Here is a 26,266-nt window from a genome sequence, read left to right on the forward strand (position 1 = left end):
GGTTGACCGGAGCGTTGCTCGACCGGCTCACCCATCACGTCCACATCCTGGAGATGAACGGCGAATCGTATCGATTGGCCACCAGCAAGAAACGGCAGCAGCGCAATGCCAAACCAAACGTCAATGCTGAAAAAGGAGGGGCCAACCCGTAACAGCAAAAACAACGTCTTGAGGAAACGGGCTACGCTGCGCTACGCCCGTCACCCCAATTCTACCTTGCATAGAAATGTGGATTGAAAAGAGAAAAATCCAGGGCCTGAACGGCTCTATTTATTAACCCGGATTGGTACACTTTTAACGTGCCATTTGGTACATCTTCACTCCGGCATTGACAGGTTATCCGGGTATTGACCCGCTAGGTGGAACTGGCGATGGAGGGCGGGACGCCATCGTTCGGACCGACACGGCAGGGAAGAAAATTGTCTTCGCTTATACAGTCCGATCGGATTGGCGTGTCAAACTAGAAAGCGACTGCAAGCGAGTCGATGAAATGGGACATGATCCCGATTGTTTCGTATTTGTTTGTACGGAGGCGCTATCTGCGTCGCAGAAGGATGTGGCGTATAAGATCGTCACCGAGCAATATGGTTGGCAGTTCGACCTGTTTGATCTCGAGCGATTACGAGTGCAACTCGTCGGGCCGCAGCGTTATTTAATTGCGCAGCATTCCAGTATTTTCACTCCCCCCTTTTTTTCGCAACTCGGCGGCCAGTCCATCTCGGAAAGCAGAGACACCATTCTCATAGATCACGTTAGTGCGGATCACGCCGTAGCTACGTGGTTGGCCCGTCGGCTTTCGCTCGCTGGATTTCGAACCTGGTGCCATGGGACAGCGCCGCTTGCGGGAGAAAATTTCGATGACACCGTTCGAAAGTTGCTTGAAGTCCGCGCAATTCACTATTTGCCTGTAATCTCAACGTCCAGTTTGACCAATGGCGTGTTTTTGGAACGCTGCACTATTGCGGCAAGTAAGGAAAATTTTGTGCTCCCCTGTCGTGCGAACAGTGGCGGTGATGAGGCAATGCCATCAAGACTTTCCAAATTGGTGCCGGCGGATTTTTGCGCGTCTTGGAATATCGGTTTGACGCAAGTCATTGCGCGGCTGGGGACGCTGGGTATTAAGCCAGCACTCGATCTAGAGCGAGGAAGGCAGATCGCTTTAAGAGACTATCTACCTACCCATGTGACGGTAGCAAAACCGGAGCCCGTTTTTGCGAATGTGTTTCCTCTTCGCTTGCCGAAGAGCATGCTTACCTTCGATCTTCGAAAGCCGTTGACAGAGCAAGAATCGTACGAGCTGTCCACGCAATGGGCGTTCGTTAACCTCAGCGAATATCGTTTAGTTGCATTTACGCCCCCGCCAAAACAGATTTTTTCTTCAGTCAAAGTTGAGCATATTCCTGAATTCCTTTGGACAGACATTCCGTACAGGGACGGTAAGCGGACTTCTGACATCGCTAAACAGCTTGTACGACGAAGTCTTGAAATCGTATGTGTGCAGAAAGGACTGAGTTTTTGTGGTGACAGAAGGGTTTTCTATTTTCCAACACGAGAGTCCGGCGACTGGAACCAGTCTATACAGCACGTCGATGGACGTTCGACGAAAGTGCAACTGACCGGCGAGCGTACCAAGGGCTGGGGCGATCGTGCTTCCCGGTTTCTATATCAGCTTTCTCCTATGTTTCGGGTGCAATGGGACGATGACGGAACCTGGAATGTCATCGTAAGAGTCTATATTCGAGTGACCACCCTTGAAGGCGGCATGTTTGAAGGGAAGGAAATTGGTCGACGTCGGAAGATTGTCAGCAAAAGCTGGTGGAACAAGCAATGGCTTGCACGTTTACTTGGAGTGGTGCAAGCCCTGCAAACTTCAGAGGGGCAGATTGAAATAGGTGAAGGCGTGCGGGCCATTGTGATGCAGACTAAGCCACTGAGTTGGGAGTGTCCGGTTGGTTTAGACGTGATGGCCCTCTCTGGATTGTCGGACATCGGTCATGAGATTGCTGAGTATAGAACTCGAGATGATGACGATGAAGACGAGGACAAAATACCTTCTGCTTCAATAGGAGCCTCAGACGTATGACCGATACCTTTCACTTTCTAGGTGAGCCTTTGCTTGAGTTCGGACATGGTCAAACAGCCGAAGATCCGCATGATGGCCTGGCACTCTTCGGGCCTGCCGAATCGCGCTCACAAATGCCAGAAAATATCGTTATTGGAACTCCACAGGGGATTGGTCTCTGGAGAGAGTGGTGTGCAGCGTTGAACGCGCCGGCTGCTTGCGTAGATCCTGGGCGCCATCGCGCCTGGCCACCGTTCCCAGGCTTCAATGTAGCCTTCGGCGCAAAATGGCCGAATCCGATCCGGAGCTACGCCGTTGATGCCGACTCGTTGTCTGGCGCGTCGCGAAAAGCGGATAAACATGATCGAGCTTTTACCGTAGCAAATCTATACATGCAGCAGTTGGAGCGGCTTTCGAAGTTGGATAACCGACCGGCCTTGGCTGTATGTGTCGTTCCTGACGAAGTCTTTGAGAACTGTCGCCCAAATTCTTCGGTAGCGCGCGCTAACCAGAGCGATGTGGCCCGCAGTAGAGGTGAAGTCAATTTCCTTAAGCAAGCCATTGTCGACCGAAATAACGGTCAATCTCGCATGTTCGATGACGAAGATCCAGTCGTAACCGCTAAGTTGGAAGACATTGCAGAGTTCGAGGAGGCTCGTGGCCTATCACCGGACTTCCGTCGACAATTGAAAGCGCGGATGATGGCGCATGAATTACCAGTTCAGATCGTCAAAGAATCTACGTTACAGGTCACGCCGCAAGTGCGTAACGGCGAGCCCGGGACCAATCCGTTATCCGATCGCCTCTGGAATTTTAGTACAGCGGTGTACTACAAATGCGGAGCCAAACCATGGAAGACACCGTGGGCCAGAGAAGGCGTTTGCTACGTTGGACTTGCTTACAAGCTTACCGAAGACGGTCGCAATGCATGTTGTGCTGCACAGATGTTTCTTGATAGTGGTGATGGTGTCGTCTTCGTTGGAGAATTTGGACCATGGTATTCGAAGGACCGCGGTGAATTTCACCTACCGCCTGACAAGGCTGAAGCACTGCTGCGGGGGATCATTGAGACCTATAGACAAGAGGATGGACGCCCACTAAAGGAGATTTTTCTGCATGCGCGGTCTGGGATTGATACTGAGGAGTACCAAGGCTTTCTTAGAGCGTGCCCTCCAAGTGTCAACTTAGTCGCTATTCGTGTTCGACAAGATCGTGGCGGCCTACGCCTGTATCGATACGATGAGCATCCCGATGTTGCGAAACGGGGCCAGCATCCGGTACAGCGCGGCGTCTTTTGGCAGCGCTCTGGCCGATACGGCTTGCTATTCACCAACGGGTTTAAGCCTAGAATTGCGACCTACGATGGCTTCGAAGTCCCTGTTCCTTTGGCCATTACGGTACAGCATGGCAATGGCGATCTGGTTCAGATCGCGAAGGACATTTTAGGGCTGACCAAGTTGAATTACAATGCGTGTCAGCTAGGCGAGGGACAGCCTATTACGGTTAAGTATTCTGACCGCGTCGGTGAGATTTTATTGGCCAACCCTGGCCTGCCTTCCGATAAATGGAAGCACAATTTTAAATATTACGCTTGAACGATATGTAACGTATTGCGGCATTGGATTCAATGCTGCAGTACGATGAGGTACGGAACAGTTCTTGCGACGATGCATGCAAAATTAGCGTGTCAGCTTCCAATACAACCACCCCCCTGGCCTGAAGGTCGGAAATAGCAATACTCAGATCGCGTCCTTCAAAGCCAAAGAAGCGCGTCAATCGATTGACTGAAATCGACTGAACCGTGTTGAGAATTCTAAGGATGAATTCATCAACCATTGGAAGTCTACGCTCCCGAGCCTTTCTGCTGAAATGACGAACTGGCGACAGGGACGATTGAATCAGAAAGTATTCGTTTGAATCGAAAAAGCCCTTGTCGCCATTGATGGAAATCGCAATTGTGCTGGTTCTTGTGTCAAACTTTTTTATCTTGTGTCAAATTTTTTTATTTTGTGTCAAACATTTTTATTCATCGACAATAAAGAAGCCGTTGAGTAACTATTAATTAGGATAATATCCTAATTAATGGTGTTAGAATAGGGTATGGAATGGTCCACTGATCTATCTACATATCCGACGTATTGGCATTCTCGACTAAAGAGAGGGTTTGGTCTGGGCACTGGCTCAAACTACCGTCCTTGGTTGAGGGTTCGTGATGTGCCATCTGACGGTAGTTCGGGTAATCCGAAGGGGATTACCACGGGTCGTACCTATCACTTGCTCTCCAAGCTGGAGAGAATCTATTTCCACTATTTGGACCGACAACCCGATGTTGTCGATATACGAGAGCAGTTTCCCATTCTGGCTCTCAGTGAGACGCAGTCTCTTTGTGCCGAGCTGGGCGTTAAGCATCCTGCTGCCGGTCGCTATCCGGAGCCATTTACCTTCGACTTTCTGGTCACGAGACAGAAAGAGGGGCGCCTGGTCTACCAGGCTCGAAGTATCAAAACACCGGGAGATGCGGCAGACGAAAAGACTCGTGCGAAGCTTAATGTGGAATATCAATGGAGCGAGAGAAATGCTCTCGACTGGAAGCTTGTCGACGTTTCCGGGTTTTCTGACGATCTTCAGTCGACATTGGTATTCATGCGTGGCTGGTTCTCGCATCGTTATTCTGCCGATGAGCGCATTGCAAATGACTTCAGCCAAATGTTTCTGAAGCTCTATGAGCCCAATGTTCCCCTTAAGGAATTGATTCAGGCTTGTGCTTCACGCATGAAGCGAGGTTATTCCCTGGCGCAAAATGACTTTCGCTATTGCGCGTGGGCCGGGCTCATCCCTGTTAAATTGAACTCAAAGCTCACAATGCATCTACCGGTCACACTCGATGGAAAACGCTGAGAACAATATGACCTTTACGCCTAGCCCTGCCCAAGAGAAAGTTCAGATAGGCTTGGTTATCAGGATGGGCTTGGAAGCTGCATCAGAGATGGTGCGGATAACGCATATTTTTCCTAAGTGCATATACGTTATTCCTGTGTCGACGCCAGATATGGCGCGGTATGCTAAGCGCCCCTATGAAATGAGCCTCGGGAAATTGCTGCGGTGGCTAGAGACGTCAGAGTGGCAAATTGGGCGTTTGCGGTTGCCGCCAGAATTTTTGCTGAGCTCCGAAGAATGCGATTGGACTTACGAGGCCATCAAGCCTTTGGTGGAGATTTTTGAAGATGAGCGCGCGTTGGGGCGCTCCATGTTCACGGTCCACATTCAACGCCGAGCTGTTGAGCTCGATATTAGCCCTGTCTCGCTACGTCGCATGCTGCTTCGCTTCTACTATTTCGGTAGGTTAAAGGCAGCGCTGCAGCCGCTGAAAGTTGGGCGTCCCATAGAGTGGGAGGGCGTTAACACTGATTCAACTATATCAAGAGGTGTCACGAGTCGGCGAAGAGGGCGCCAGCCTGTAGAGGCTGAGATACTGGGGCGAAATGAATTCTCGGTAACAAGAGATGACATTGACGATATGGTGAGTTGCTATGAGGATCTGGCGAAAAAGGGGAAAGTAAAAAAGACGGTTGCTCATAGCGAGTACTTGGCGCAGCACTTCAGCAAAAGAAATCCAGACTTATACAAGAAGTATCTCGACAAGCAGTGTCCGCAGCCTGTAACCATTAAACAGTTCCGGGATTACACCGGCCAGTACGCGAGCTTTACGGCGGAGATGGCAGAAAACGCGGGCCAAAGTCATAGGCAGCAGAAGGGAGCTACCTTAGCGGTGGGGCCTGGAGAATATTACGAAATAGATGCAACCGGCGGCCGCATTCACCTTGTCGATAGTGAGAATCCGGATGTTGTCTTGGGCACACCTGTGATCTATCTGATCTTAGATCGGTGGAGCCGCTTTATCGTAAGTATTTACGTGACGTTGCGGCCGGCGTCATGGGAAGAGATACGAATCGCACTCTTGATCGCGTTTACTCCACGTAATCGGCGTTTCCGAAATCTCGGCATCAATGTAGATGAAGATAGGTGGCCTCAGGGCCGGATATGTTCTCATATGGTTCAGGATCGGGGATCCGAGATGATCTCGCGCGCAATGCTCGAGGCGGCGGTCGATGGACTGCATATCGAACCTGAAACTCTTCCGCCTCTTTGCCCAGACGGTAAAGGAATTATCGAGAGAACCATTCGAAAGCTTAAAGACAGGATGGCGGATCGGCGTCTCAAAGGTGGGTTCCAGGATCGGCCTTTGGATCCTAAAAGTCGACGCAAATTTCGTGTTGCCAAAGGTGCTGCTGCTTATTCTCTACGAGAGCTATATTGGACTCTCATTGATATCGTCGACGAACACAACAATAGTTCTCACCGACATCTTGAGGCGAAGACGATATTGCGGCGCGCACAAGTCAGGCCTACCCCCAGAGATGCCTATCTTTGGGGATTGGAAAACATTACTGGTCTCGAGTGTCCGCCATTAGAAGATGCTGACTATCTGCGACTTCTGATGGGGAATGACAAGGGCACCATTGCCAATGGTGCCGTCATGTTCAGAAACCGGAAATACTATCCTGCCAATGCTGCAGCTGAACGGCAAGCTCGGCACTCGACATCTAGTCGTTCTGCAATCGATATTAAGGTTGACCGCTCATATCCTGTGGAGATTTTTGTTCCGATTGGAGGCCAGGACTGGCCGCTGTGGAAGGTTGACAAAGCCGGGCTTCAAGAACTGCAAGAAATCACTCTAGAGGAAGAAGATCAGCTCCACGACAAACATAGGCTCTTGATTGCTAAGACTAGGAATGATTCATTTGTCGATGGGCAATTGCGATTGGCCAGAGATCGAGGAGGGAAGGGGAGCCACGTGGTCGAGTCTACAACCGCAACAGAGCATAAGAAAGTTCGGAGAGAAGCCGAGAGCGAGAGAGTCAAGGATGCCATATTGGGACGCCCAACTAAAGTCGCAGTCGGTATGCCAACGGCAGGTAGGGCATCCAGAGTCGATGCGAGATCGCAAGGAGAAGAGCTTGAGGAGCGTGAGCGTCGCGAGACTATTGAGCGAATGAGAAGGAGGAAGTAATGAGAGCCAGGACAGACACGCTATACATCAGTATTCCTGCAACGTACCGCCCGACGGGGGTAAGTGACTTTGATGGCAACCCCTTCATTGAGGCGTTGCCTCCCATGGAGGAAAGCAAGAATGCCATTTTGTCGCGCTTGCAAAACTATCCCCTCACTCCCACCAAGAGTGAGCTAAAAAAGGGAGAGATCATCCGCGCAGCGGAGCTGGGACGTATTCGCACTCTTGTATATCCATTTGCGGAATATCAGCGTGCCGGCATGAATTTGACTCTGAACATTCGGGAGGCATATGTCGCCCGAAATCCACTCAATCCTGTGGATATGCAACGCCGTTTGGCGATTGCGTCGGGAGACGGGGAATTCGCTATTCCAAACAATTGGGTAAGCACCGCTAAGGGACAGACGCTTATAGGAATTAGTGGGAGTGGAAAAACAACTTTCGCAACTGCATTCTCGCTACCGTATCAGATTGTCATTGAACACCGCGAATACAAAGGAAAGCCGCTTGTTTGCCGCCAGATTCCATGGGTGAACCTCCGCATGGCTCATGATGCCACCCTAAAGAGTTTGTGCCTGCAGTTCTTTGAGGTGGTGGACGGTATTCTCGGGAACACGAATTTCTATCGGCAGGCACGATCAGTCAGCGGCATTGCACGGATGTCTCTGCTTATGGCACATGTCGCGACGGTGGCATCAGTCGGCGTAATTTTTGTGGACGAGCTGCAAAATCTCAAAGCCGCGAAAGGTGGGAATGCCGTCTTCGTTCTGAACCTCTTTAGTGAAATCATTGAACGCGCTGGAGTTACGTTGGTTATAGCAGGCACGCCGGCGCTTGAGACGGTAGTTAGTCAGAACGTGCGTAATCTTCGGAAGCTTGGATCTGGGGGGGATTCACACTTCGTTCAAATGAAGTACGGCGATATTGAATTCAATAGCTTCTGCGAGACATATTGGGACTATCAGTTTGTGGCGAAACCATTGAAATTGTCAGACGATATCAAGCGGGCATGGTTTGACGCGAGCGGAGGAAATCCAGCATTCACCGCGTTGGCATTTATGTTGGCTCAACGAAACGAGATTGGTGGGCGCGAAACGGTTGATCGCGCAGCTTTTGAGCGCGTCGCGCGATACGATATGGCAAGTCTTCAGCCAGCCATAGCCGCACTTCTCTCTGGTGATCCTGCAGCGCTTGCTGTGTTTGACGACTTGCTTTCGGGCGCTGAACCGTTACGATCCTTGATTGCTTGGAAAGGTGGGACGGATCAGCCAACAGCGAAGGAAGAGGAATTTCAGGAGCTGGAGAAGCAAGAGCCCGTTGAAGAGAGGAAGCCCCAAAGGAAAAAGCCAGCTAAGCCCGTCATCCCCAAAAAGGAAAAGGAAGAAGCCAAGGTGACGCTGCCGATGGAGATCCCCTTTTAGCTGTACAGGCTATGGCTAGGCGTACACATGCGTGCGTATTTCCCTATGTCCCGAATTTCATTCCGGGAGAACTCCTCTATGCTTGGATTTCGCGCTTACATGTTTTAAATGGGCTGCCTAATCCTCGTTCAACGCTAAAAGCCCTTTTTGGATCACATACGTCTACCCTAAGTGGAGATTTGCCATGTGGGTTGAGGTACTTCTGCCGGCAGACCAAGGAGTGGGGGCCTTTCCTTGGGACCCCGGATGTCGCATGCCAGGCGACGCTTTATCCATACTTCAGTCGATTTATGTCCAGGCAACGACGAGGGTTGCTTTTGAATAGCATGTGCTCAGTTAATGGTAACGGCTTAAAGGCAGGCGTCGGTCTCTTGGCAAATGGATTTGGGGCGACAGTACTGCTTAAAAGCTGCATTAAATGCGATGCCGCATGCGAGGAGGAGTTTGGCTGCAAAACCTGGTTTCGAGTTCATCAGTTGCCGGGCGTTTCAATATGTCCCGCGCATGGCTGTAGCCTCCAATTTCATGTAGTACAGAGCGGTCAGGCAAACAGGCACACCCTGCATGTATCGCATTCGGGAACGGCGAAAAATGCTAGCGCTGTTTTCGGCTTATGCGCAGAGCGTTTTGCCTTGTTATCGGAGCAGGCTCTACATTGCAGTGCGAAGCCTCTATCGGATGAAGAGCGAACCGGGCGATATTACGCCGGCATAGCCAGATTAGGTCTGGGCACAGGAAACAAGATCCATTGGGAAGTATTGGCGCAATTAGTCGGCGACCACTACGACTGGTTTTCTGGAATGTATTGTCAGGAGCGGTTGCTTTCTTCACCGAGCCAACCCCTCCGCTGGTTGCGAGATCTTTGCCAAAGGCCGAAGCGAAACATGCACCCTATTTGCCATATCTTATTGGCAGGATATCTATACGGTGATTTGGGAAGCTTTTTTACCGCCACAGAAAACCGTAGCATAGAGGATAAATCACTTAGAAGGGTTTATTCGATGTCTCCCAAGCTGGCGTCCAGGAATGACGGTGATCTGGAGCGATTGCTTCATGATCAATCACTATCCTGCCGGGAGGTAGCTCGACAAACAGGAAGATCGGTAAATGGCATCGTAACGAAACGAAGAGCATTGAAGCTGGCAGTCGGACTTAGGCCAAAAATACTTATGAGCGAACAAGAAAACGAGATAGTTAAATTGGCAAGAGATGGCTGCCGTGCAGCTGGAATCTCAGAAGAAGTGAACTTATCTCTTTCAACAGTTTATCGTGCGTTGGCAGCAAATAACGAACGCATTCAGCCAGATCGCCGTGCTGAACAACGACGTAGAGAAGAATGGCTTGATTTAATGAAGTCGCATCCCTTTGCCGGCACTACATCCCTTCGGCAGCAGCTTCCAAGCGTCTATTCGTGGCTCTATCGTCATGACCGGAAGTGGTTGATAGAACATTGCCCTATCCGTTCTAAGCCTAAGGCTCTGACAAATGCTCGGGTGGATTGGTCCGTTCGCGACACCTATTTCGCATCGTTGATCCGTGATGTAGCCGGCGTGGAACGAGGATCCCGAAGGAAGCGGGTATCTGCTACATTTCTGCTTCGATCAACAAGTCACGAAACGATGATTCGACGAAACTATGCAAAATTTCCTCAGGTGAAAAAGGCACTGGACTATTATGCCGAAAGCGACGCATCGTTCCGTGCACGTCGATGGAAATCTGCGCAGCGTGGGTTGGTTCAAGAGGGGATAACTGAACCTCCGGAATGGATGGTCAATAGAAAATCTGGAATCCGGATGAGGAAAACCTTAATTGGCGGCGATATAAGAATGATCTAAGGAATAGCTAAATAATGAGTGGTCCGCGTTTGCTTCCGTTTGTACCTGCACCGTATTCGGATGAAGTTTTGGGATCCTGGTTGGCGCGCGTTGAGGCGTGTAATGGATCAGGGGCTTGGCTTAATCTGACGCATCGCAGTGGGATGGGATATGTCTTCTATCAGATTCAATTCGATTTATTGAATTTCAATCCGCGCATTGAAATGCTGTTTGACGGGCTGGGAGTAAGCTATGAAGAGGCGATCAAGAAACATAGCACTCTGAAATTCTGGTCGGTTTTTCGCGGAGCATCTCAAGGAGTTGTACCTGGGACCACTGATTTGCGCATGCCAGCAACGAGCATTGCTCAAGATACGCCCATGCGGTCGCTGAGAGGGCTGGGGCGTCTGACATCAAGCCATGAAGAAAGATGGCATTGTTCATCGTGTATTGCAGAAGATATTGATGAGAGAAGACAACCATATTGGCGTACGCATCATCAGCTAGTGACGTCGTTTTACTGCTTCAAGCATTCGATCGCATTACGTAGCTCCTGTGCAAGTTGCGGCGCTTCGACACGTTCAATGAGGCGCAATGGCTGGGGAATGTTAACCAGGATATGTGAATGTGGGACGGACAGGCGTATTGAGGTCCACGGCAAACAGGAGATCCCTGAGATCTATGAGCGCCTTGGGCGCATCGGAGAAGAGGCTCTTGCAATAGAGTCGGTGGATTTGTCGTGGGGAGAACTCCAGCAGGCCATGTTAGCGTTGGCGAGGAGACACGATCCATTGTGTAGCAAACGCTATATGCCCGTTCTTCGTGAAGCCTTTAGCGCATTGTCTTCTGAAACAGGCGCATTCGTTATGCGGCCACCAGGTGCGTTGCGCGAACTTGTCCATAGGAGCGATGGAGCGGGAGCCGCAGTGAGGATTCCTATGATGTTTGCTATTCTCGGGCTATCGATTGAGGAAGCAATCAGTAGATATCGAGCGATGAAATCCACGTCGGACAAGCCTATCAGGCGGGAGACTAAGTCTGTAACGTCTGAAATTGCGACCGCCAGGGCGTATTTCCAGCAGCGAATGCTGCAGGGGATTGAAAGTCCGGCGAGCATGCGGTCGTATTGTTATTTGCGAATTTGGGATCTGGATTGGTTGCAAGCTAAGTTAGGCAGGAAGCTTAAACCGCTCCCAAGCCTTGCAGAGGATCGTCATGAGATTGAAACTAGATTGAAAGCAGACGATCCTACTCTTGTACTTCGTTGCGCAGTGATGCGTAGGATGATGGCTCGCGATATGGATACTTACGAAAAGGTGCGCGCTATTCTGGCGCCAAGGACTATCCAGAAGAAACGTTCTGGTATGGCCCAGAAAGTTTTGCGGCAGAGACAGGATCGTCTTGGAGAGGCACTCAAGGTCTTGTTGGCTCAGAACGATAGCAAGCCTCGGCATATCTCATACAACCAACTTGGCAGGGTCGTTGGGTTGAGCGGAACTCAGGCAATGTTGGCAATACTCAATTCTCCTGCACTAAGCGAGCAGGTTGCGGAGGCACGGAGAACTTTGAAGGAGCGCCAGCTTAGGTGGATTATCTGGGATGAACATAAGAAACGCAAAGGGAGGCCGGTGAGGATTTCTGCTGTCATGGCGCGACTCCCGTACAGAGGCTGGTCGAAGGAACTCGTCGAGCTTTTTCGTTCCTACGTTACCTCTCTACCGGCACATGAGTGAGTTTTGCCGTTCACGCTTTAGGAGTTCAATCTATAGATGTGAAAAAGCTGCCGTGTAGAGCGGCCTTTTCCGTCTCAAGCTTGGCCATCCTTGCTTGATATAACGATCATCATCGGCTTGTGTTTTAAAGCGTCGACCCTTCACGATTTCAGCCCTCGCAAATTAAATTCGATCATTAGTATAGCGGGGATTGTTAGCCGTGTTATACGAGAGCGATTGGCGCTGCAAGCGGACAACGTCGACGTCGGTGCGCGTATAAACGTGTTGATACATTGAGTTTTCGCATATGCTTGTATCTATATTGAAGGAGTTATTATGAGTAAGGTAGCAACTTTAACCGTTCAGCAATGGGGTAATAGCTTGGCAGTACGTATTCCCGCAGCTCTGGCACGAAAAGTTCACTTTGTGGCTGGACAGCCCGTGGAAATGTCCACTGACGATTTCGGCGTGGTGGTTCACCGGAAAGGTTCTCCAAAACTCACGCTAGAGCAAAGGCTGGCAGCTTATGATCCTGCAAAACACGGCGGAGAGGCGATGCCCTCTGGTCGCGTCGGTGCCGAGGTATTTTGATAGTGAGCAAAATTTGGATACCCGAATGTTGGCGCTGACTCGAATTTGACCCGCGGCTGATTTTAACTGACCCATATCGAACCTCTGCAATCCCGCATTGGGTCGTTGTTTTCGAAGCATGCGGGTGGGGCAGCAATTTCCGGCAGCTTGGGCCAATCTAGCATCAGCGCAAACACGTAACGCTGCCTATACTGTGCATATTGGCTATACGCCTGTTTAAATAAGCATTCATTAAAAGACATGGCAACCCTCTTTCAAATCGGTCAGAGCCTGCGCGCAGAGCGAGTGCACCAGAAGAAACCCAAGACAAAATTGGCCAAAGCCAGTGGCGTTCACCGGAATACGCTTTCGGGGTTGGAAGCCGGCACCGCTAATGTGGAACTGAACACGTTGATTGCCCTTTGCGACCAACTTGGTTTAGACGTCGTCCTGGTCAGAAAAGAAGTAGCAAATATGGTGCCGACCGATGGAGAACTGCAAAGCTCAGCCTTGAGTAGAATTCTGTCCAATAGGCTACGACGTACAACTCTTGCTGGAGAATCGTAATAGACAAGGACCTGTGTGCCTAGAATCATAATTTTGCCGCGCTCAGAATCATAAAATTGCCTAGGCGACGAAATTAGAGAGAGAAAAACTATGTTTTTTCTAACAATAGCGATCTTGGCTGTCGCTATTGGAACCATATCTTTGCCTTATCAGATAACCGGAACCATAACTCTTCCGCGCCAATTTCTCGCCTAATTTTTGGGGTTAGAGCACTCTTCAACTGTCTCTGTTGATTGCATATTCCGGTAAAATTGTCAGCACAGCACTTCAGAAACAAGACAAACCGCTGTATATATCTACCTAACTCACCCGCAACAAACGTTATTGTGGCGAGGGTCGTCATTTATGAAAAACCGAACCAAAAAGCGGCGTATTTGTGCCCTGTACGGAAGTCGCGACAGCGCCTTGACGGCTCGACGAAAGAAATATTGCAAGCTTGAAGATTTGTTGGCTGAGATACCTGCGGGACTGCCAATAGATGAAGCCTGGGACCAAATATCTCCTGTAGGTCGAGAGTTCGGGAGTAGTGATTATGAACGCTTGGCCGAGCTTGATGCTCGGGCTGGGACAGCGAAGGCGGCATTCGATGCAATGAAGGGGGAGTCGGAGCGGGACGATTAATCAGGTGATATTCTCTAAAATGCGTAAGCGCGGGCGCCGCTAATAAGTTCAAAATCTTCGGCCAGACAATCGAAGGTATCCCGACAACTGGAAGTCATTTGACGATGTTGGACAGGGAGCCCGAGAAATTCGCATTCGGGAGGCTAGTGGAATATTCAGGGTAACGTACGTGGCTAAATTCGAGGAAGCAATATACGTCTTGCACTGTTTTCAAAAGAAGACCGAAACCACTTCCAAATCTGATAAGGATATTGCTGACGCTCGCTATCGGGCCATGGTGCAAAAAAGGAAAACAACGAAATGAACAAAATCGATACGCAAGTTCGACATATCACCAAGCCTGGTGCGAACTTGTTCGCTGAACTTGGCTTTTCTGAGGCCGATGCCAAGGGATATCAAGCGGAGTCCCGTGGGCGGATTGACCATACTCTGGCGCTCAAAGAGCAGCTCATGGGGGAACTGGTGTCATGGATCAAGGACAGTCACCTCAAGCAAGGCGAGGCGGCGGAGATTCTGCATGTCACCCGCCCCCGAGTATCGGACGTCGTAAATAAAAAAACCAGCAAGTTCACTATTGATGCGCTGGTGGATATGCTAGCTCGCGTAGGTAAGCCGGTCAGCGTCATGATAGGCTGATGCCCTCAACAAAATAGTTGTAATCAAGTAATCAACGTCGCTGCTTCCCCTCATTGGGGGCAGCGACTTCCCACCGCACAGCGTCGAATCGTCACTATACGAACCGAAAATCCCGTATCGCTCCCCTCGGGGGGACAGGTAAATTCAGCTGGCCCCCCCATTTCTGTATACCAACCCGCCCTTTACTGCTTCTTCCTACCATTTTTCCTAGACGCCGCTTTGGCATCTACCCCGCGCTTCGTGAGATCTATCCCGATCACCTTAATATCCTCAACCCCGGAGAACTGCGGAGAGAGGATCGCCCAATGATTTTGTAGCGCATCGATCAGGGCGTCGAAGCTCTCGGCGCGTTTGCCATTCGGTAGGTCCCAACTAGTCTTGGTCCCATGGTATACGAGCAGGAAGATACCGCGGCTTGATCGCTTATCGCGCAGATAATCGCCGCAGAGTTGTATCTCGAGCCGCTCGAAAAGATGTGGCCCGGTCCACTTGTCAGCGAGTTTGAGCTCGGTCGGCACCGGCCCGTCAAAGCCGACGCCATGAAAGCGCAGGTCAGGGCGCTTGGCGTCGGCAAGTTCCTCTTCCTGCGGGATCACATATCGGCCACCCGAGCGTTCACGGCACCAGTTGCCAATATATTTGCGGATTTCAGTTTCCTTAGCGACCGGCTGCAAGATCGATGCGATGCTCGCATCGCCCTCCTCGAGATCCTGCTTGAGATCAAGGATCCGGTCTACTGCGAGATACCAGAGATCGCGATGATTGGTCGGTGTGCGGTCGAGCCGGTCATGGAAATCACGCACCTGGTGCGGAGACCAGGCAGGCGCGTCCGCATCAAGTGTTGCCTTTTCCTTGGCGTGAAACGCCATCCAAGGCCGCGTCGTTTCGGTGGGATGCTCGCGTGAAATGTCTAGCAGTGCGAGGAAGGCCTCCTTGCCTGGTGTCTCGCGAATAAAAGAGATCAGTGCATTTCGCGCGTCTTGCGCATCGTCGCGCAGCTCAGGTGAATAGACGCCCCTGCCAGCACGGTCAATATCGTCTCCCTCGCGCACATAGTCGTGCATCAGCAGGTAAAGCGCCTTCATATGCTCGACCGTTCGATAGGCTTGGCGCACGCTGCGGCTTTCTCGACGACCGCCAACGAGCGCAGTTATGAAGCGCATCGCGAATAGAGTCTCATTGCCATCCGCCTTGATCTCAGCAAGCCGCGCCGCAAGTGCTGGAATTGCCACCACTGGATCAACGCCCGTCCACATCGCGAACCACATCGGCGCTGTCGTCAAACTCTTGGTCGCTTTCGCCTTTTGCGCGGCGAGTATAGCGATAGTTGAATCGTCGAGTGATGAGCCCTGTACGATGTTGATCATGTAGCGCAGATTGTCGACGCTCCTAGGCGACTTCCGCAGTCGAGTCACAATATACGGCGCAAGCTGGTCCCAAATCCAATCGCCACTCCAACTTACGGCATAGAGCACGTTGCGGCTTCCGCTTTCAGGATTTTCGGTTTCGAGCTCATGGTCGATCTCTCTGAGTATGATATCTATGACTGTTTGGGGATCGGCGACGTGAAGACCCGGCAACCAGCTAGGAAAACCATTGAGCTCGCGGAGCGCGAAACGGGTCGCGCGTTCTACATCCGCCTGCGAAAGTCCTTTCGGCCAGTCGGGTTCCTCCCGCGCTTCAATCGACAGGCCCGTCAATCCGAAAATGACACTGAACGGTGTACTGTTGGCCTGTGCGCCTTCAGAAAGCAATTGTGGTTGGTAACCGCGCCAGAAACGAACCGCACCGTCGCGAAACGCACGCGCGATCGGTTCGCCGAATTCTGAGATCAGAGAGCGCCAGTCGCCGTCGCTCCAATTTCCTGAACCGTCTTTGCTCTCACGCATTCGCCCGTGCAAATAGTATTGGGCGTGAGTGACAGTGTCTGGCTTGCCCGGATCACGTAGTGCTCTAACGTTCGCGTCGAGATATTCCTTCCAATTACGCTTGTTCGTATCCTGGCGTGTGGCCTCCTGCGTCACCCGCCTCTTCCAGCGTGTCTCTTGCTGGCGCCAGCTTTGCCGGCCTTGGGCCGGCGGACGGAGCAGAGTTTCAAGCTTTGATTTGAGCTCGGGCTCGTCCTTGGTCAGGCGTTTCAGCCGCGTACGCCATGCGGTAGGGCGACTATTCTCCCGGTAGATCGCAAAGGCAAGTGAGAGTGCGACAAGCTTATCGTCGAGCAGTGGCCGTGTGAGGATATCTTCGCAGATGGTGTCAAACCTGTCGACACTGAATGTCCAGAAATGACCGAAGATGCCAATTTGCCAATAGTCGGTGACGCGCTCGCCTTTTTGGAGATGGCGGCCAGTGCGTGTCTCGGCCACGTCGTGCCAAAACAATGCATGATTGAGTGCAGGCCATTCGGCGACGCGCTTCGACAGGTCGCCACTTATGTCGCGAAGTTCGTATTCACCATTTTTCTCGGCGATCGGGAGCTTGCGGAGAATCGATAACGCCGCTGGTTCGAGGATGCGCGGATCTTGTGCATCAATCAGGCGGAGTACGGATTGGGCTGCAGCTTGCGCCAGCCAACTGTAACGCTGAGAAACCTCGTAATAGCCGCGCTCAATGACTGGTAAGGTTTCGAGCAAGGCATGGAACCCAGTTACCAGCCTGGGCAGCAGCGGCAACGGCCAGTCGGAAACCAGTTGCGAGGTGGCGCCCATGAGACTGTCAACTTCAAATTGATTCTTTGCCGGCACGCGCTTGAGCGCGTCGAGCAGCCATGTGACGGACTCGTCGTCTTGTGGGAGACTGGAAATCAGCTCAGCGAGCCAGTCGCGCTTGAGCTCTCCGTCCTCGGCCAGGAAGGCCCGCCGTACCTCCGCCTGATCCGCAGTGGAACCAACCTCCATTAGTGCACGGAACGCCGCGATCCGCGCATATTTCGAACGCGAGGTGAGCGCGAAGCGTTTGGCTTCAGCTGCCGCACCCACAATCTGACCCTGCCAAACCATACGCAGCAGGTACCACGCAATGTCATCGTCATCACCATATTGGGCGAGCAACGCCTTGACGTCATCAGTAAGATCGACATTTGCGAAACGCTGGACAGCGGCGTAATCGGTGAGTGACCGACCATGCGCGGGCTGTGTCAGCTGCTCGCAGATTTGGCGCAGAATGTTACTTCGCGTCTCACGAGGCAGTTGGCTCGGATCACCACCCTCGCAGATGACTTCAGGCGCCAATCGACAAACGCGAGCAAGGATTCGTTCATCAAGGACGGCCAGCCAGGGAAGCACAGGCCTCATCGTCGGAACGATCACGTCGATGCCATATTGCGACCGGAAGAACAGATTTTCAATGCGTGCACGCGAGCCTTCGTCGACAATCAGCGCATGCAGCCATTCGGCCGTGAGATATTCGCGTACCGATCGATGATGAAAGCGGACCGTACCATAGATACCTTCGTCAAAAATAGGCCGACTGAGCAAGGTCGCGCAATCTATGTCGTTCCAATCGGTGAGGACCTCCCGGATCGCGATGCCTTTCGCATTGTTGGCACCATCGGGTACCCGAATGGCTGATTCCTGAGTGAGCGTGGCCGCCGCAGCGATCAAGCGCGCACCGAGACGCAATCTATCGACGGTGATCGGGCGTGCCTCCGAGCGATCTTGGTCACGCTCCTCCAAGCGACGGGAGATGCTGCTCTGCAAGAGTTCGAGACGAGATCCGATCCTTTGATGGTCGTTCCAGAACTCGATCAATTCGGCTAAGTCCTGCGGGCGGGTAGTCAGCGACCAAGCATCCTTACGATCAACCGCGTCGCGGAAGAGCTTAATATCCTGAACCATCTTACCGCGCAAGAAGGCGTCAATCTGATCACCATGAAGATTATCGAGTGCGACGATCAGGAATGGGGCGGTCGGGTTCGTAGGAGATTCCGCTTTCTTGGTAGCGATATTCTGCGTTTCGTCCGCTGATACTTCCTCGTCGGGCGTCTTCTCCGAAGGGCGATAGGGGAGAGTTGTCCGGCATAGTAGTAGGTCGGTCTTCGCTCGCCAAGCGGTCGTTCTGCCGGTGATAACGATGTGTGCCTGCTGGAGTACCGGCGCCAGCAACCGCCCTAACATCCTAATCGCACGCTCGAAATCCTTGGGATCTCGCAGTCGGGCCTCGTCGACTGAGTCGAGAAGCAACCACCCTTCCTCGCCGGACTCTGCCCAGGCACTGAACTCCTCGAAGTTTCCCTCCTCGAAAGCGTCCTCGAAACTCTGACTAACATGCTCGATACGCACGAAGAAGGCCGGCTTGCCATTCTGTCGAAGCTTGAGGGCAATATTGCGGATTTCCGTCGTCTTTCCTGAACCGGCTTCGGATAGCAAGATGACGCGATGCTCGCTCAGAAGATCTGGCCAGCTAATGGCGTTGCGCTGTCCTAACAGTTGAGTCAGATCGGAATCGTCATTCGCGCCGGCATCAATTGTGAGTTCATGGAAAGTTCGGTCGAGGGTTATAAATTCGTCAAAAGGATTGATCATAGCAATTCCGTCAAACCTGCTTTTCGAGAAATCCAGCTGCCAGTGCATATTCCGGTAAAGTTGACCGCGGTCGATGGCATGGCGATTGCGTTGTATTGTCGCAAAATGGGGCAAAGTCTCGTTATCCGGCACTTCCCTCGCTCGGTTTTACTGCGACAGATCAGGCGTCAATTCGAGACTCTTTGTTCCGATGCCTGGTGAGGGAGTAGATTGAAAGGACTCGCGATGCCGAATCAGGAATTCCAATGCTGACGAATATTTCATTCCGTCTATTAGAGAAGTGACGGCAGCAATAATCAGTGACACCCCAATGACAACAGCGGCTATCCCAAGTCCATAATTCTTGCTGTTTATGGTCATAGGAACTCCATGCAACAATATGAGGCTGCCGCACATTCCAAAAAAACAATAAGAAAGAAAAGCCAGTGTTGATGCTTTAAAGGGACGTAGGGTCCAGAAAAGAAGTTTTATGCGAAATCTTTTAGGCTCTTTCTTGAAGCGAATTTTCCCAGGAGCGCCATTCTTATTTTCCATCACCAGATGTAATCTGGCGCCCAAATATTGGATGATTGCCTCGCTCGGTTTCGCCGTGTTGACAAGCTTTGCAATTTCAAAATGATTGAGGCGTTTTCGGTAATAATATTCAAATGTCTGTTCGAGTTGATAATTTAAAAACGCAATACTCTGTTCTGGCTTTTTTTCCAGATAGCTACTCATTGCTGTAAGCAGGGCAGATTGCCTGTCCTTTTTGACTAAGTGGGAGCTGCTTCTCACCTCAGCCCAAATTTTAACCAATCCGAACATGGCTATCAGCAGCGCGAAACTGATTAGAAAAGGATTGCTTGAGCTTAACGCTCCCATCAAATTTAAATTACCCATTCTTCAAATCCTTGCTTCTAACTTAATGGACCGCGATCCATTGATATCTGAACTGTTGCATTGGTCGGCCGATATGCTGCCATAAAATTTCCAAAGGGAAATTATTGTAAATAATATCATTTTGGCGATCGATATCACTGCCAAAGCGCCGCGTCTAGTTCACCTATTTGGATTTCTAATGCCGGTTCTAGAGGGCGAATGGAATCTCGTCCGATTATTTTGAGATCCCAACCACGCTCAGCACAGTCCCATCTTGAGCTTTTGTTGACTGGGTACGCACCTGGTAGCGAGATGCGTCGCGGTTGGAAAACCAGAGTGAACCGCTCTCGAGCTTGACCCGCGTTCTAGCATGCACTTCGCCGTATAAGAGCGCGAACCCTTCTGTATCCTCATGAAGGTCTTTTCGAAGGAATATGTCATCCTGCGCGAAGCTACTTTTGAAGAACCACGCAATTCCACGCTGTCGGTGACATACTATCCAAGCTGGAATCGTGGCGTTACGCACCATTTTGATTGCCGTCGCAGTGAGACTGGCGCTAAAAACAGCCGCAATTTTTTCTGCGGCATCTATAGTGATCAATTTGCCTGCCGCGTACGGATTAAATATATAGTCAGGTAGTATCAGCTGACTTGCAAAATTGTTTGCAAGCGTCTCGCCGTCGCGAGCGGCGCCATCACGTGGGCTAATATCGTCTTTTGTGCACAGGAATCCACCGCGCCCGCGATCCAGTCTCCAGTGACCAATTTCATGCGCGATCGAAAATCGCTGTCGCGTCGGAATGCTCTGCGTATCAACTGTAATGATCGCCTTGTCTCCGGACGCAACTAGACGAGCCTCACAGCCATCCAGCCGCCGCCTCTTTATCGATGCACCTAGAGAATATGCAATCGCATCGAGGTCAATATCATGAGGATCTGTAATACCGAGTCCCCACAGAATGCGCTCTGCCGGACTAAGTGCAGTGAGGTCAACTCTCATCGTCGTTCCTGGGAATTTCTCCTATCTCTACTAAATCGTCCCAGAGACTTATCCAGTCGGTTTCCGATTGACTTTTTCCCTGTCGGAATGCAATGGCAAGCGCTGGTTTTGCAACAAAGAGATCACTAAGGAGGCGCTTTATGGTATCTATGCTCGGTCGGGCACGTCCGTCGGTTCCGACAAGTGTTTGGGTTTGAATTTCGGCCCTAGCGCGTACAAGCTTCTTTCTTCTCTCTTGCATAACTAGATCCATTGCCGAATTTCGCATTGAATTTGTGATCTCTGAAATATCTAATCCATCTTCAGCAAATTCCCTTGCAAGTTCCGTCTCTGACGTTACGTGCAGATCCTCAGTCAAGGCCTGTTCGACGGCTTTGACCTTCGCACGTGGGTCGTTCTTTGGCAGATGGCTCATACTGTCCTCCGTCCAGGAAACTGACGATCTACGTAGCGGCGAAGCTTCTTGCGCGCTGACTCATATTGCGTGATGGATAAGCCATAGTCTGACTCAAGCTCCCGCGGCGGAATGTTGTCTTCGATCGCCATGATGACGAGCATTACGTTTTGATCATCTTTGAAGTGGTCTTCAATAGTCTGTAGGTCTTCAGTTACACGCCGTTGAACGGCTGCGTTTTCGAGTACGCGGTCAACAGCTAATTCGCTCGAGCCATAGCCAGCCAGACGATCACTTTCCTGATAGAAATCGTCCTGGACTGGTTGGTCGTTGGCACGCAACTCATTACTTTGCGCCTCCATTTTGCGGTCTGCATCGGCGATGCTACGCATGACCATCCAAATATATGCGCCAAACGGTTCGCCTGGCGGCCAGTTGCGTCGTCCGTCGAGCGTACGATGAACCGCTTCATTGAAAAGTTCCTTTGGATTAACATACGTCGTGCCTCCGATGAGAGAGTACTGGGCTAAGCGGTAAAGACGAGCAAGTTCTACGTTGGTCATAGCTGCCAACGCTTGCTCCAAGCGTGATGGAACGTCCATCAAATCGTCATCTGCTGCCATCGATCCCCCCATCCTCAATCTACATATGCTCCAAGATCTCAAAAACCGGACACGATGGCGTTTGTCCGGCTTTCCCGTTCCCAGAGTATATACAACTGAGCAACATCGCTCAGTCATCAGGAGTGTCCTATGAGCAGCAAACGCAATCAACACGTTGTTCCTCACGACGGCGGATGGGCAGTGAAGGGGGCGGGCGCTGAACGCGCTACGGCAGTCTACTCGACGAAGCTGCCGGCCGTGAATCGGGCGCGTGTCATTGCAAACAATCAAGGCAGCGAACTGCTTATCCATGGAAAAAATGGGCAAATTCAGACGAAAGATAGCCACGGCAAAGATCCATTCCCGCCAAAGGGATAAGTCCGCATGGTGTTTTCGAATCCTAATGAAGGAACCGATTTTTTCTTGCCTCAGTACATTGAATTTAGGTAAATCGGCTACATTTGTATAATGTTAACAAATTTGAATGCGCGCAGATGAGCAAAGAACAAGAACGCTTCCAAGTACTTGCCCTGTCTGGCGGAGGGTACCGCGGCCTGTACACGGCCAAAATTCTGGCGGATATTGAGGCCGAAATTAATGGCCCGATCGCACGCCACTTTGACCTCATCGCGGGAACTTCAATCGGCGGTATTTTGGCGCTGGCACTGGCCTTGGAAATTCCCGCGCAGAAAATGGTGGAGCTTTTCGAGAGGCATGGAACTGAGATATTTAAACGCCGGTGGTCGCTGAAGGGCATCGTTCGCGCCCCATACTCTGGTGATGGCCTCAAACGACTGCTATTCGGCGACGATCTATTTGGTGACCGAGTCTTAGGCTCATGCCTGCACCCGGTTATCATCCCCAGTATCAGCTACACAAGCGGCATGCCTGTGCTGTTTAAGACTCCGCATCACCATACGTTTAAGCGCGATCATAAACACAAGATCGTGGACATCGCGATGGCCACGAGTGCAGCGCCTTCGTACTTCCCGCGATATACGTTCGATAACAACCAATATGTTGATGGCGGACTGTATGCCAATGCGCCTGGTTTGCTCGCTGTTCATGAAGCGAACTGCTTTTTCGATATGGCAATCGAAAAAATCCACTTAATGTCGATCGGCACAATGTCTTCGCGCTTCACAGTTGACCCCCGACGCAACCGCGAGGGCGGAACCTACGACTGGGGCGGTTTGAACCCTTCTAACATGCCGAAGAAGCTATTTGGGCTTTCGATATCCGTGCAGGAGTCACTATCGGATTTCATGCTTCGGCATCGGTTGACGGAGCGCCGCTATTTCCATGTCGATGACAGTCTTACAGACGAAAAGGCTAAGGCGGTCGCGCTGGACAAGGCCGACGCGCCGGCTCGGGAGGCGTTGCTTGGATCTGCCAGTCAACGTTCAAAGGCATGTCTAGGCGATACGCGCTTTCTCAATTTCCTGGAGCATCGGCCGGTCGAGCCGCGCTTCTTTTACGGCGCAAACGCCAACATCATCGAGGAGTCAAAGGCATGTTGAAGTTGCACAAACTATTCGCTGAGAAAATCAGCCACGCATTCGGTCATCAGCTGAAGCCAACAGATGAACAGCGGGCGCATCTCGTAAGCTGCAAGAACAAGATCCGCGATCATCTCCGAAAAGGAATCGAAGCGGCAACGGTGTCGCAATTGGGAATGGATCGGCGCGTGACACCGCGATTCAGGACGCAAGGGTCTTGGTCGTATGGTACCTGCGTTCAGCCAGCGCAACATCCACCGCAGGAAATGGACTGGGATTTTGGAGTATACCTACCGGTGACGGTATGGGAAGACAACGGGCCACCGCATGTGATGGCGAAGCTGTATTTCCAGCTTGTTGAACAGCTACTACAAGGCCTGTGTGCACAAGAAAAGTGGGGCCTGATTTCCGGTAAAGATACCTGTATTCGGGTCAAGATCGCAACCTGGGCGCACATTGATCTGCCGCTTTATGCTGCGCCGGAGAGTCAGTTTGTTCAGATCGTTGAGAAAGCTCTGGCGTTGACAGCTCAAGGCATTACTATGGACAGCATCGACCTAAGTGAAAGCTTCGCGGGCGGCGAACTGCAGAGGCAGGCTTGGGAGGACATGGATAGCATCATGTTGGCGACTCGCAGCGGCGAGTGGAAGGAGTCAGACCCTGAGGCAGTTACACGCTGGCTCAAGGATCGCATCGCGGAGCACGACGACCAGTTGGCTCGAGTATGGCGGTATCTCAAGGCTTGGCGTGATTTTCATTGGAAGGATGGTGGGCCTAGTTCAGTTTGCCTAATGATTGCAATCGCACAGAATTTTCAGCGTCAGCCCGGCCGAGACGATCTGGCGATTGAAAAGGCAGCGGAACACCTTGCAACAGCACTTCGTTTTGAGATTCGCGAGGCTGCAATCGATGGTCGCTCAGAAGATTTCAACCGGCTTGATCCGATTGCGCGTGAGGTTGCGGCCCAGAAGGCAATGGAGCTTCAGAACTCTATTTTCCAGGCCAGGACTTGGCATTTTGGCTTTAAATCAAATGCGATCAGCGCGCTAAGACAGGCATTCGGTCAACGCATCCCGGACGACCAGAATCTGATCGAACAAGATACTGGCGCGGATGCCATTCGAAATACTGATGCCAGCCAAGTCAAGCGCCCGGTCGTTGTGGCAACCCAAGCCGGTTGATGGATGAGGGCACCCACCTAGGCGAGACACTGCGGATGTTCAGCGCCCGCGGGTTCGTGACGACTAAATTTGTTCGGGGCGGCGGTCGAATTTTCGAGGGTGAGCTTCATTGTACAAAGGGCGCTGTCCGCGTACAAGTTCACTTGGATGATTGGGACTTCATCTCATACCCGCGTATTACATTGATTTCCAAGCCGACGTTCTTGCCGGAACTTATGGCTCACGTCGACGCGTTGGATGGATTGTGCTACTTCTCACCTGGCTCCGTCATCCTGAATCGCTATGATCCTGCCACAGCAATTGCGCAATGTTTGGATCAAGCTGCGGCAGTGCTTGAGAAGATCGTATTGGATCCAAAATACTGTGCCGACGACCTTCAAGATGAATTCCTTGCCCATTGGCTTTACGGGCAGAGATCCCTACCATGGCCAGTAGTGCTATGTTCTTCTTCGTCGGAGAAAATCTACGCCGACTATTATCTTGTGGGATTGCCACCTGAACGAAAGGCCGTGATCGCGACCAGTTACGCGGATGTGAATACACTGGCGGCAACCCTGGGTAGCGAGGCACCAAAAACGAGTCGATGCAAATGCTGGTTGTTTCGTACGACGATTCGACCGGTCGTGCCGGATGGGAAGATGCCGTCGACGGTAAAGGAAGTATTTTCCTGGCTGAGAAAGTGGGACCCACAACTCTACAATAGCGTCCACCGCGTACTTGAGCACGAGAAGGAGTATCTCGCGGCGAAGTTCGCGACGTTTGCGATCGATACTCCGATCGGCTGGCTTGGGTTCGGATTCGATCTCGATCAGATGGTGCGATTGGGATATCGTAATGCTCCGAGACGATTCAAGCAGTACCTTCACGGCAAGGGCGGTTCGACGACGATATTTCGCATCGATATCACGGATATTCGGCCGGACTTCATCCACAGCCGCAACTTGGTCTTTGATGATTTGAAGGAAAAGCGCGTGACACTGGTGGGGTGTGGGGCCATTGGCGGCTATGTTGCGCAAGCGCTAATTCGATTGGGCGCGGGTACGGGCACTTGTGGCGAGCTTCTGCTGATCGATTCAGACAACATCGGTGCAGAAAACCTCGGGCGCCATTATCTCGGGATGGGCACTTTGTTCAAGTCAAAGGCAGATGCGCTACGGCAAGAGCTCTGTCGACAGTTTCCGCACGTTTGTATTTCCGTGCAAACCAACACAGTTCGCGCCACTTCAAAATTTTTTATAGGTGACTTGATTATCGATGCTACTGGCGAGGAGGCAGTAAGTGAAATGATCAATGAAAGTCACCTCAGGCAGAAGATAAATGTTCCGCCGGTGCTGTATGTTTGGATAAAAGGAAACGGCGAGTGTGTTCAATCGCTCTTCGTGGATTCAAAGCGATACGGATGCTTTCACTGTTTGCGGGTGACAGACGCGAGTCGGAATCGCGAGGATCGCTTTCCCATACTAAATGGCCCGCCACTACGAAAGCAGTTGGGATGCCGATCCTTTACTCCCTATGCAGTGTCGGCACCAATGCACGCGGCATCGCTCGCGATAGATGCAGTGATAGATTGGATGAAAGGTGATCCTAGTCCGAGGTTTCGCACCCGATATATCGAGAACGCAAACGCTAAAATGGTCAAGAACCAAAATATATCACCTTTAAAAGGGTGCCAAGCATGCGGGAGCCATTGATGTGGATTCATCCATTCGAGGCAACGGCTCGTATTCTGGTTGAG

General features: G+C 51.5%; 20 protein-coding genes and 1 pseudogene. 16 read left to right on the top strand and 5 right to left on the bottom strand.

The features are described from left to right. The first annotated feature begins 14 nt into the window (after positions 1-14). The 12 genes and pseudogenes from BM205_RS20760 (at position 15) to BM205_RS20830 (ending at position 14,474) form a co-directional block, all read left to right on the top strand. On the top strand, positions 15-152 hold the full coding sequence (locus tag BM205_RS20760) for an ATP-binding protein (protein WP_305763958.1): 138 nt from the start codon (positions 15-17) through the stop codon (positions 150-152). 338 nt (positions 153-490) lie between these two features. Further along, positions 491-2,083 (top strand): TIR domain-containing protein, encoded by a 1,593-nt coding sequence (locus BM205_RS20765; protein ID WP_092416776.1) that lies wholly within the window; start codon positions 491-493, stop codon positions 2,081-2,083. After that, positions 2,080-3,657 carry an argonaute/piwi family protein gene (locus tag BM205_RS20770; RefSeq protein WP_092416777.1) on the top strand — a complete coding sequence of 526 codons (1,578 nt, stop codon included), beginning with the start codon at positions 2,080-2,082 and terminating at the stop codon, positions 3,655-3,657. Before BM205_RS20765 ends, BM205_RS20770 begins: the two co-directional genes overlap by 4 nt. 505 nt (positions 3,658-4,162) lie before the next feature. After that, complete coding sequence (locus BM205_RS20780; RefSeq protein WP_092416779.1) at positions 4,163-4,960, top strand: TnsA endonuclease N-terminal domain-containing protein; 798 nt, start codon at positions 4,163-4,165, stop codon at positions 4,958-4,960. A 7-nt stretch (positions 4,961-4,967) separates the two neighbouring features. Then, positions 4,968-7,133, top strand: coding sequence for an integrase catalytic domain-containing protein (locus BM205_RS20785; protein WP_175511338.1), 2,166 nt, complete (start codon positions 4,968-4,970; stop codon positions 7,131-7,133). Continuing rightward, on the top strand, positions 7,133-8,554 hold the full coding sequence (locus tag BM205_RS20790) for an ATP-binding protein (protein ID WP_092416781.1): 1,422 nt from the start codon (positions 7,133-7,135) through the stop codon (positions 8,552-8,554). The genes BM205_RS20785 and BM205_RS20790 overlap by 1 nt, the downstream gene beginning before the upstream one ends. An 11-nt stretch (positions 8,555-8,565) precedes the next feature. Beyond that, positions 8,566-10,389 (top strand): TnsD family Tn7-like transposition protein, encoded by a 1,824-nt coding sequence (locus tag BM205_RS20795; protein ID WP_092416782.1) that lies wholly within the window; start codon positions 8,566-8,568, stop codon positions 10,387-10,389. A 14-nt stretch (positions 10,390-10,403) separates the two neighbouring features. After that, on the top strand, positions 10,404-12,101 hold the full coding sequence (locus BM205_RS20800) for a TniQ family protein (RefSeq protein WP_092416783.1): 1,698 nt from the start codon (positions 10,404-10,406) through the stop codon (positions 12,099-12,101). A gap of 315 nt (positions 12,102-12,416) precedes the next feature. Then, on the top strand, positions 12,417-12,671 hold the full coding sequence (locus BM205_RS20805; RefSeq protein WP_092416784.1) for an AbrB/MazE/SpoVT family DNA-binding domain-containing protein: 255 nt from the start codon (positions 12,417-12,419) through the stop codon (positions 12,669-12,671). Between the two features lie 240 nt (positions 12,672-12,911). After that, the gene (locus BM205_RS20810; RefSeq protein WP_092416785.1) at positions 12,912-13,217 is read left to right on the top strand and encodes a helix-turn-helix domain-containing protein; all 306 of its coding nucleotides are present in this window, start codon (positions 12,912-12,914) and stop codon (positions 13,215-13,217) included. Positions 13,218-13,917: 700 nt separating this feature from the next. Next, positions 13,918-14,142: pseudogene (locus BM205_RS20825) on the top strand (type II toxin-antitoxin system RelE/ParE family toxin); the annotation flags it as partial. After that, entirely contained in the window at positions 14,139-14,474 is a 336-nt protein-coding gene (locus tag BM205_RS20830; protein WP_092416788.1) for a helix-turn-helix domain-containing protein, read from the top strand. The pseudogene BM205_RS20825 and the gene BM205_RS20830, both read left to right, overlap by 4 nt. Before the next feature lie 182 nt (positions 14,475-14,656). Here BM205_RS20830 and BM205_RS20835 read toward each other — a convergent pair whose 3' ends face one another. From BM205_RS20835 to BM205_RS20855, 5 genes are all read right to left on the bottom strand, one after another. Beyond that, positions 14,657-19,129 carry an NACHT domain-containing protein gene (locus tag BM205_RS20835; RefSeq protein WP_217646071.1) on the bottom strand — a complete coding sequence of 1,491 codons (4,473 nt, stop codon included), beginning with the start codon at positions 19,127-19,129 and terminating at the stop codon, positions 14,657-14,659. A 15-nt stretch (positions 19,130-19,144) separates the two neighbouring features. Beyond that, positions 19,145-19,876, bottom strand: a complete 732-nt coding sequence (locus BM205_RS20840; RefSeq protein WP_092416789.1) for a hypothetical protein — start codon at positions 19,874-19,876, stop codon at positions 19,145-19,147. Between the two features lie 214 nt (positions 19,877-20,090). After that, positions 20,091-20,855, bottom strand: coding sequence for an ImmA/IrrE family metallo-endopeptidase (locus tag BM205_RS20845; protein WP_092416790.1), 765 nt, complete (start codon positions 20,853-20,855; stop codon positions 20,091-20,093). Next, positions 20,845-21,270 carry a hypothetical protein gene (locus tag BM205_RS20850; RefSeq protein ID WP_092416791.1) on the bottom strand — a complete coding sequence of 142 codons (426 nt, stop codon included), beginning with the start codon at positions 21,268-21,270 and terminating at the stop codon, positions 20,845-20,847. The genes BM205_RS20845 and BM205_RS20850 overlap by 11 nt, the downstream gene beginning before the upstream one ends. Continuing rightward, positions 21,267-21,872: a hypothetical protein gene (locus BM205_RS20855; RefSeq protein WP_139227349.1), complete on the bottom strand. Its 606-nt coding sequence runs from the start codon at positions 21,870-21,872 to the stop codon at positions 21,267-21,269. Before BM205_RS20855 ends, BM205_RS20850 begins: the two co-directional genes overlap by 4 nt. A 129-nt stretch (positions 21,873-22,001) precedes the next feature. On the opposite strand from BM205_RS20855, the gene BM205_RS20860 reads away from it, so the two are divergent. From BM205_RS20860 to BM205_RS20875, 4 genes are all read left to right on the top strand, one after another. After that, positions 22,002-22,229 carry a DUF2188 domain-containing protein gene (locus BM205_RS20860; RefSeq protein WP_092416793.1) on the top strand — a complete coding sequence of 76 codons (228 nt, stop codon included), beginning with the start codon at positions 22,002-22,004 and terminating at the stop codon, positions 22,227-22,229. 116 nt (positions 22,230-22,345) lie between these two features. Continuing rightward, positions 22,346-23,371 (top strand): CBASS cGAMP-activated phospholipase, encoded by a 1,026-nt coding sequence (locus BM205_RS20865; RefSeq protein WP_092416794.1) that lies wholly within the window; start codon positions 22,346-22,348, stop codon positions 23,369-23,371. Further along, the gene (locus tag BM205_RS20870; protein ID WP_092416795.1) at positions 23,365-24,531 is read left to right on the top strand and encodes a CBASS cGAMP synthase; all 1,167 of its coding nucleotides are present in this window, start codon (positions 23,365-23,367) and stop codon (positions 24,529-24,531) included. The genes BM205_RS20865 and BM205_RS20870 overlap by 7 nt, the downstream gene beginning before the upstream one ends. Positions 24,532-24,566: 35 nt before the next feature. Further along, positions 24,567-26,222: a ThiF family adenylyltransferase gene (locus BM205_RS20875; protein WP_371326517.1), complete on the top strand. Its 1,656-nt coding sequence runs from the start codon at positions 24,567-24,569 to the stop codon at positions 26,220-26,222. Positions 26,223-26,266: the final 44 nt, after the last annotated feature.

The organism is Collimonas sp. OK307, from assembly GCF_900113705.1.
In the GTDB taxonomy this organism is placed as follows: Bacteria; Pseudomonadota; Gammaproteobacteria; order Burkholderiales; family Burkholderiaceae_D; genus Collimonas.

Excerpts from the sequence above, each read along its gene's own strand:
- BM205_RS20765 (WP_092416776.1), top strand. The coding sequence starts at position 491 with ATGGGACATGATCCCGATTGTTTCGTATTTGTTTGTACGGAGGCGCTA.
- BM205_RS20770 (WP_092416777.1), top strand. The coding sequence starts at position 2,080 with ATGACCGATACCTTTCACTTTCTAGGTGAGCCTTTGCTTGAGTTCGGA.
- BM205_RS20780 (WP_092416779.1), top strand. The coding sequence starts at position 4,163 with ATGGAATGGTCCACTGATCTATCTACATATCCGACGTATTGGCATTCT.
- BM205_RS20785 (WP_175511338.1), top strand. The coding sequence starts at position 4,968 with ATGACCTTTACGCCTAGCCCTGCCCAAGAGAAAGTTCAGATAGGCTTG.
- BM205_RS20790 (WP_092416781.1), top strand. The coding sequence starts at position 7,133 with ATGAGAGCCAGGACAGACACGCTATACATCAGTATTCCTGCAACGTAC.
- BM205_RS20795 (WP_092416782.1), top strand. The coding sequence starts at position 8,566 with ATGGCTAGGCGTACACATGCGTGCGTATTTCCCTATGTCCCGAATTTC.
- BM205_RS20800 (WP_092416783.1), top strand. The coding sequence starts at position 10,404 with ATGAGTGGTCCGCGTTTGCTTCCGTTTGTACCTGCACCGTATTCGGAT.
- BM205_RS20805 (WP_092416784.1), top strand. The coding sequence starts at position 12,417 with ATGAGTAAGGTAGCAACTTTAACCGTTCAGCAATGGGGTAATAGCTTG.
- BM205_RS20810 (WP_092416785.1), top strand. The coding sequence starts at position 12,912 with ATGGCAACCCTCTTTCAAATCGGTCAGAGCCTGCGCGCAGAGCGAGTG.
- BM205_RS20830 (WP_092416788.1), top strand. The coding sequence starts at position 14,139 with ATGAACAAAATCGATACGCAAGTTCGACATATCACCAAGCCTGGTGCG.
- BM205_RS20840 (WP_092416789.1), bottom strand. The coding sequence starts at position 19,876 with ATGGGTAATTTAAATTTGATGGGAGCGTTAAGCTCAAGCAATCCTTTT.
- BM205_RS20845 (WP_092416790.1), bottom strand. The coding sequence starts at position 20,855 with ATGAGAGTTGACCTCACTGCACTTAGTCCGGCAGAGCGCATTCTGTGG.
- BM205_RS20850 (WP_092416791.1), bottom strand. The coding sequence starts at position 21,270 with ATGAGCCATCTGCCAAAGAACGACCCACGTGCGAAGGTCAAAGCCGTC.
- BM205_RS20855 (WP_139227349.1), bottom strand. The coding sequence starts at position 21,872 with ATGGCAGCAGATGACGATTTGATGGACGTTCCATCACGCTTGGAGCAA.
- BM205_RS20860 (WP_092416793.1), top strand. The coding sequence starts at position 22,002 with ATGAGCAGCAAACGCAATCAACACGTTGTTCCTCACGACGGCGGATGG.
- BM205_RS20865 (WP_092416794.1), top strand. The coding sequence starts at position 22,346 with ATGAGCAAAGAACAAGAACGCTTCCAAGTACTTGCCCTGTCTGGCGGA.
- BM205_RS20870 (WP_092416795.1), top strand. The coding sequence starts at position 23,365 with ATGTTGAAGTTGCACAAACTATTCGCTGAGAAAATCAGCCACGCATTC.
- BM205_RS20875 (WP_371326517.1), top strand. The coding sequence starts at position 24,567 with ATGTTCAGCGCCCGCGGGTTCGTGACGACTAAATTTGTTCGGGGCGGC.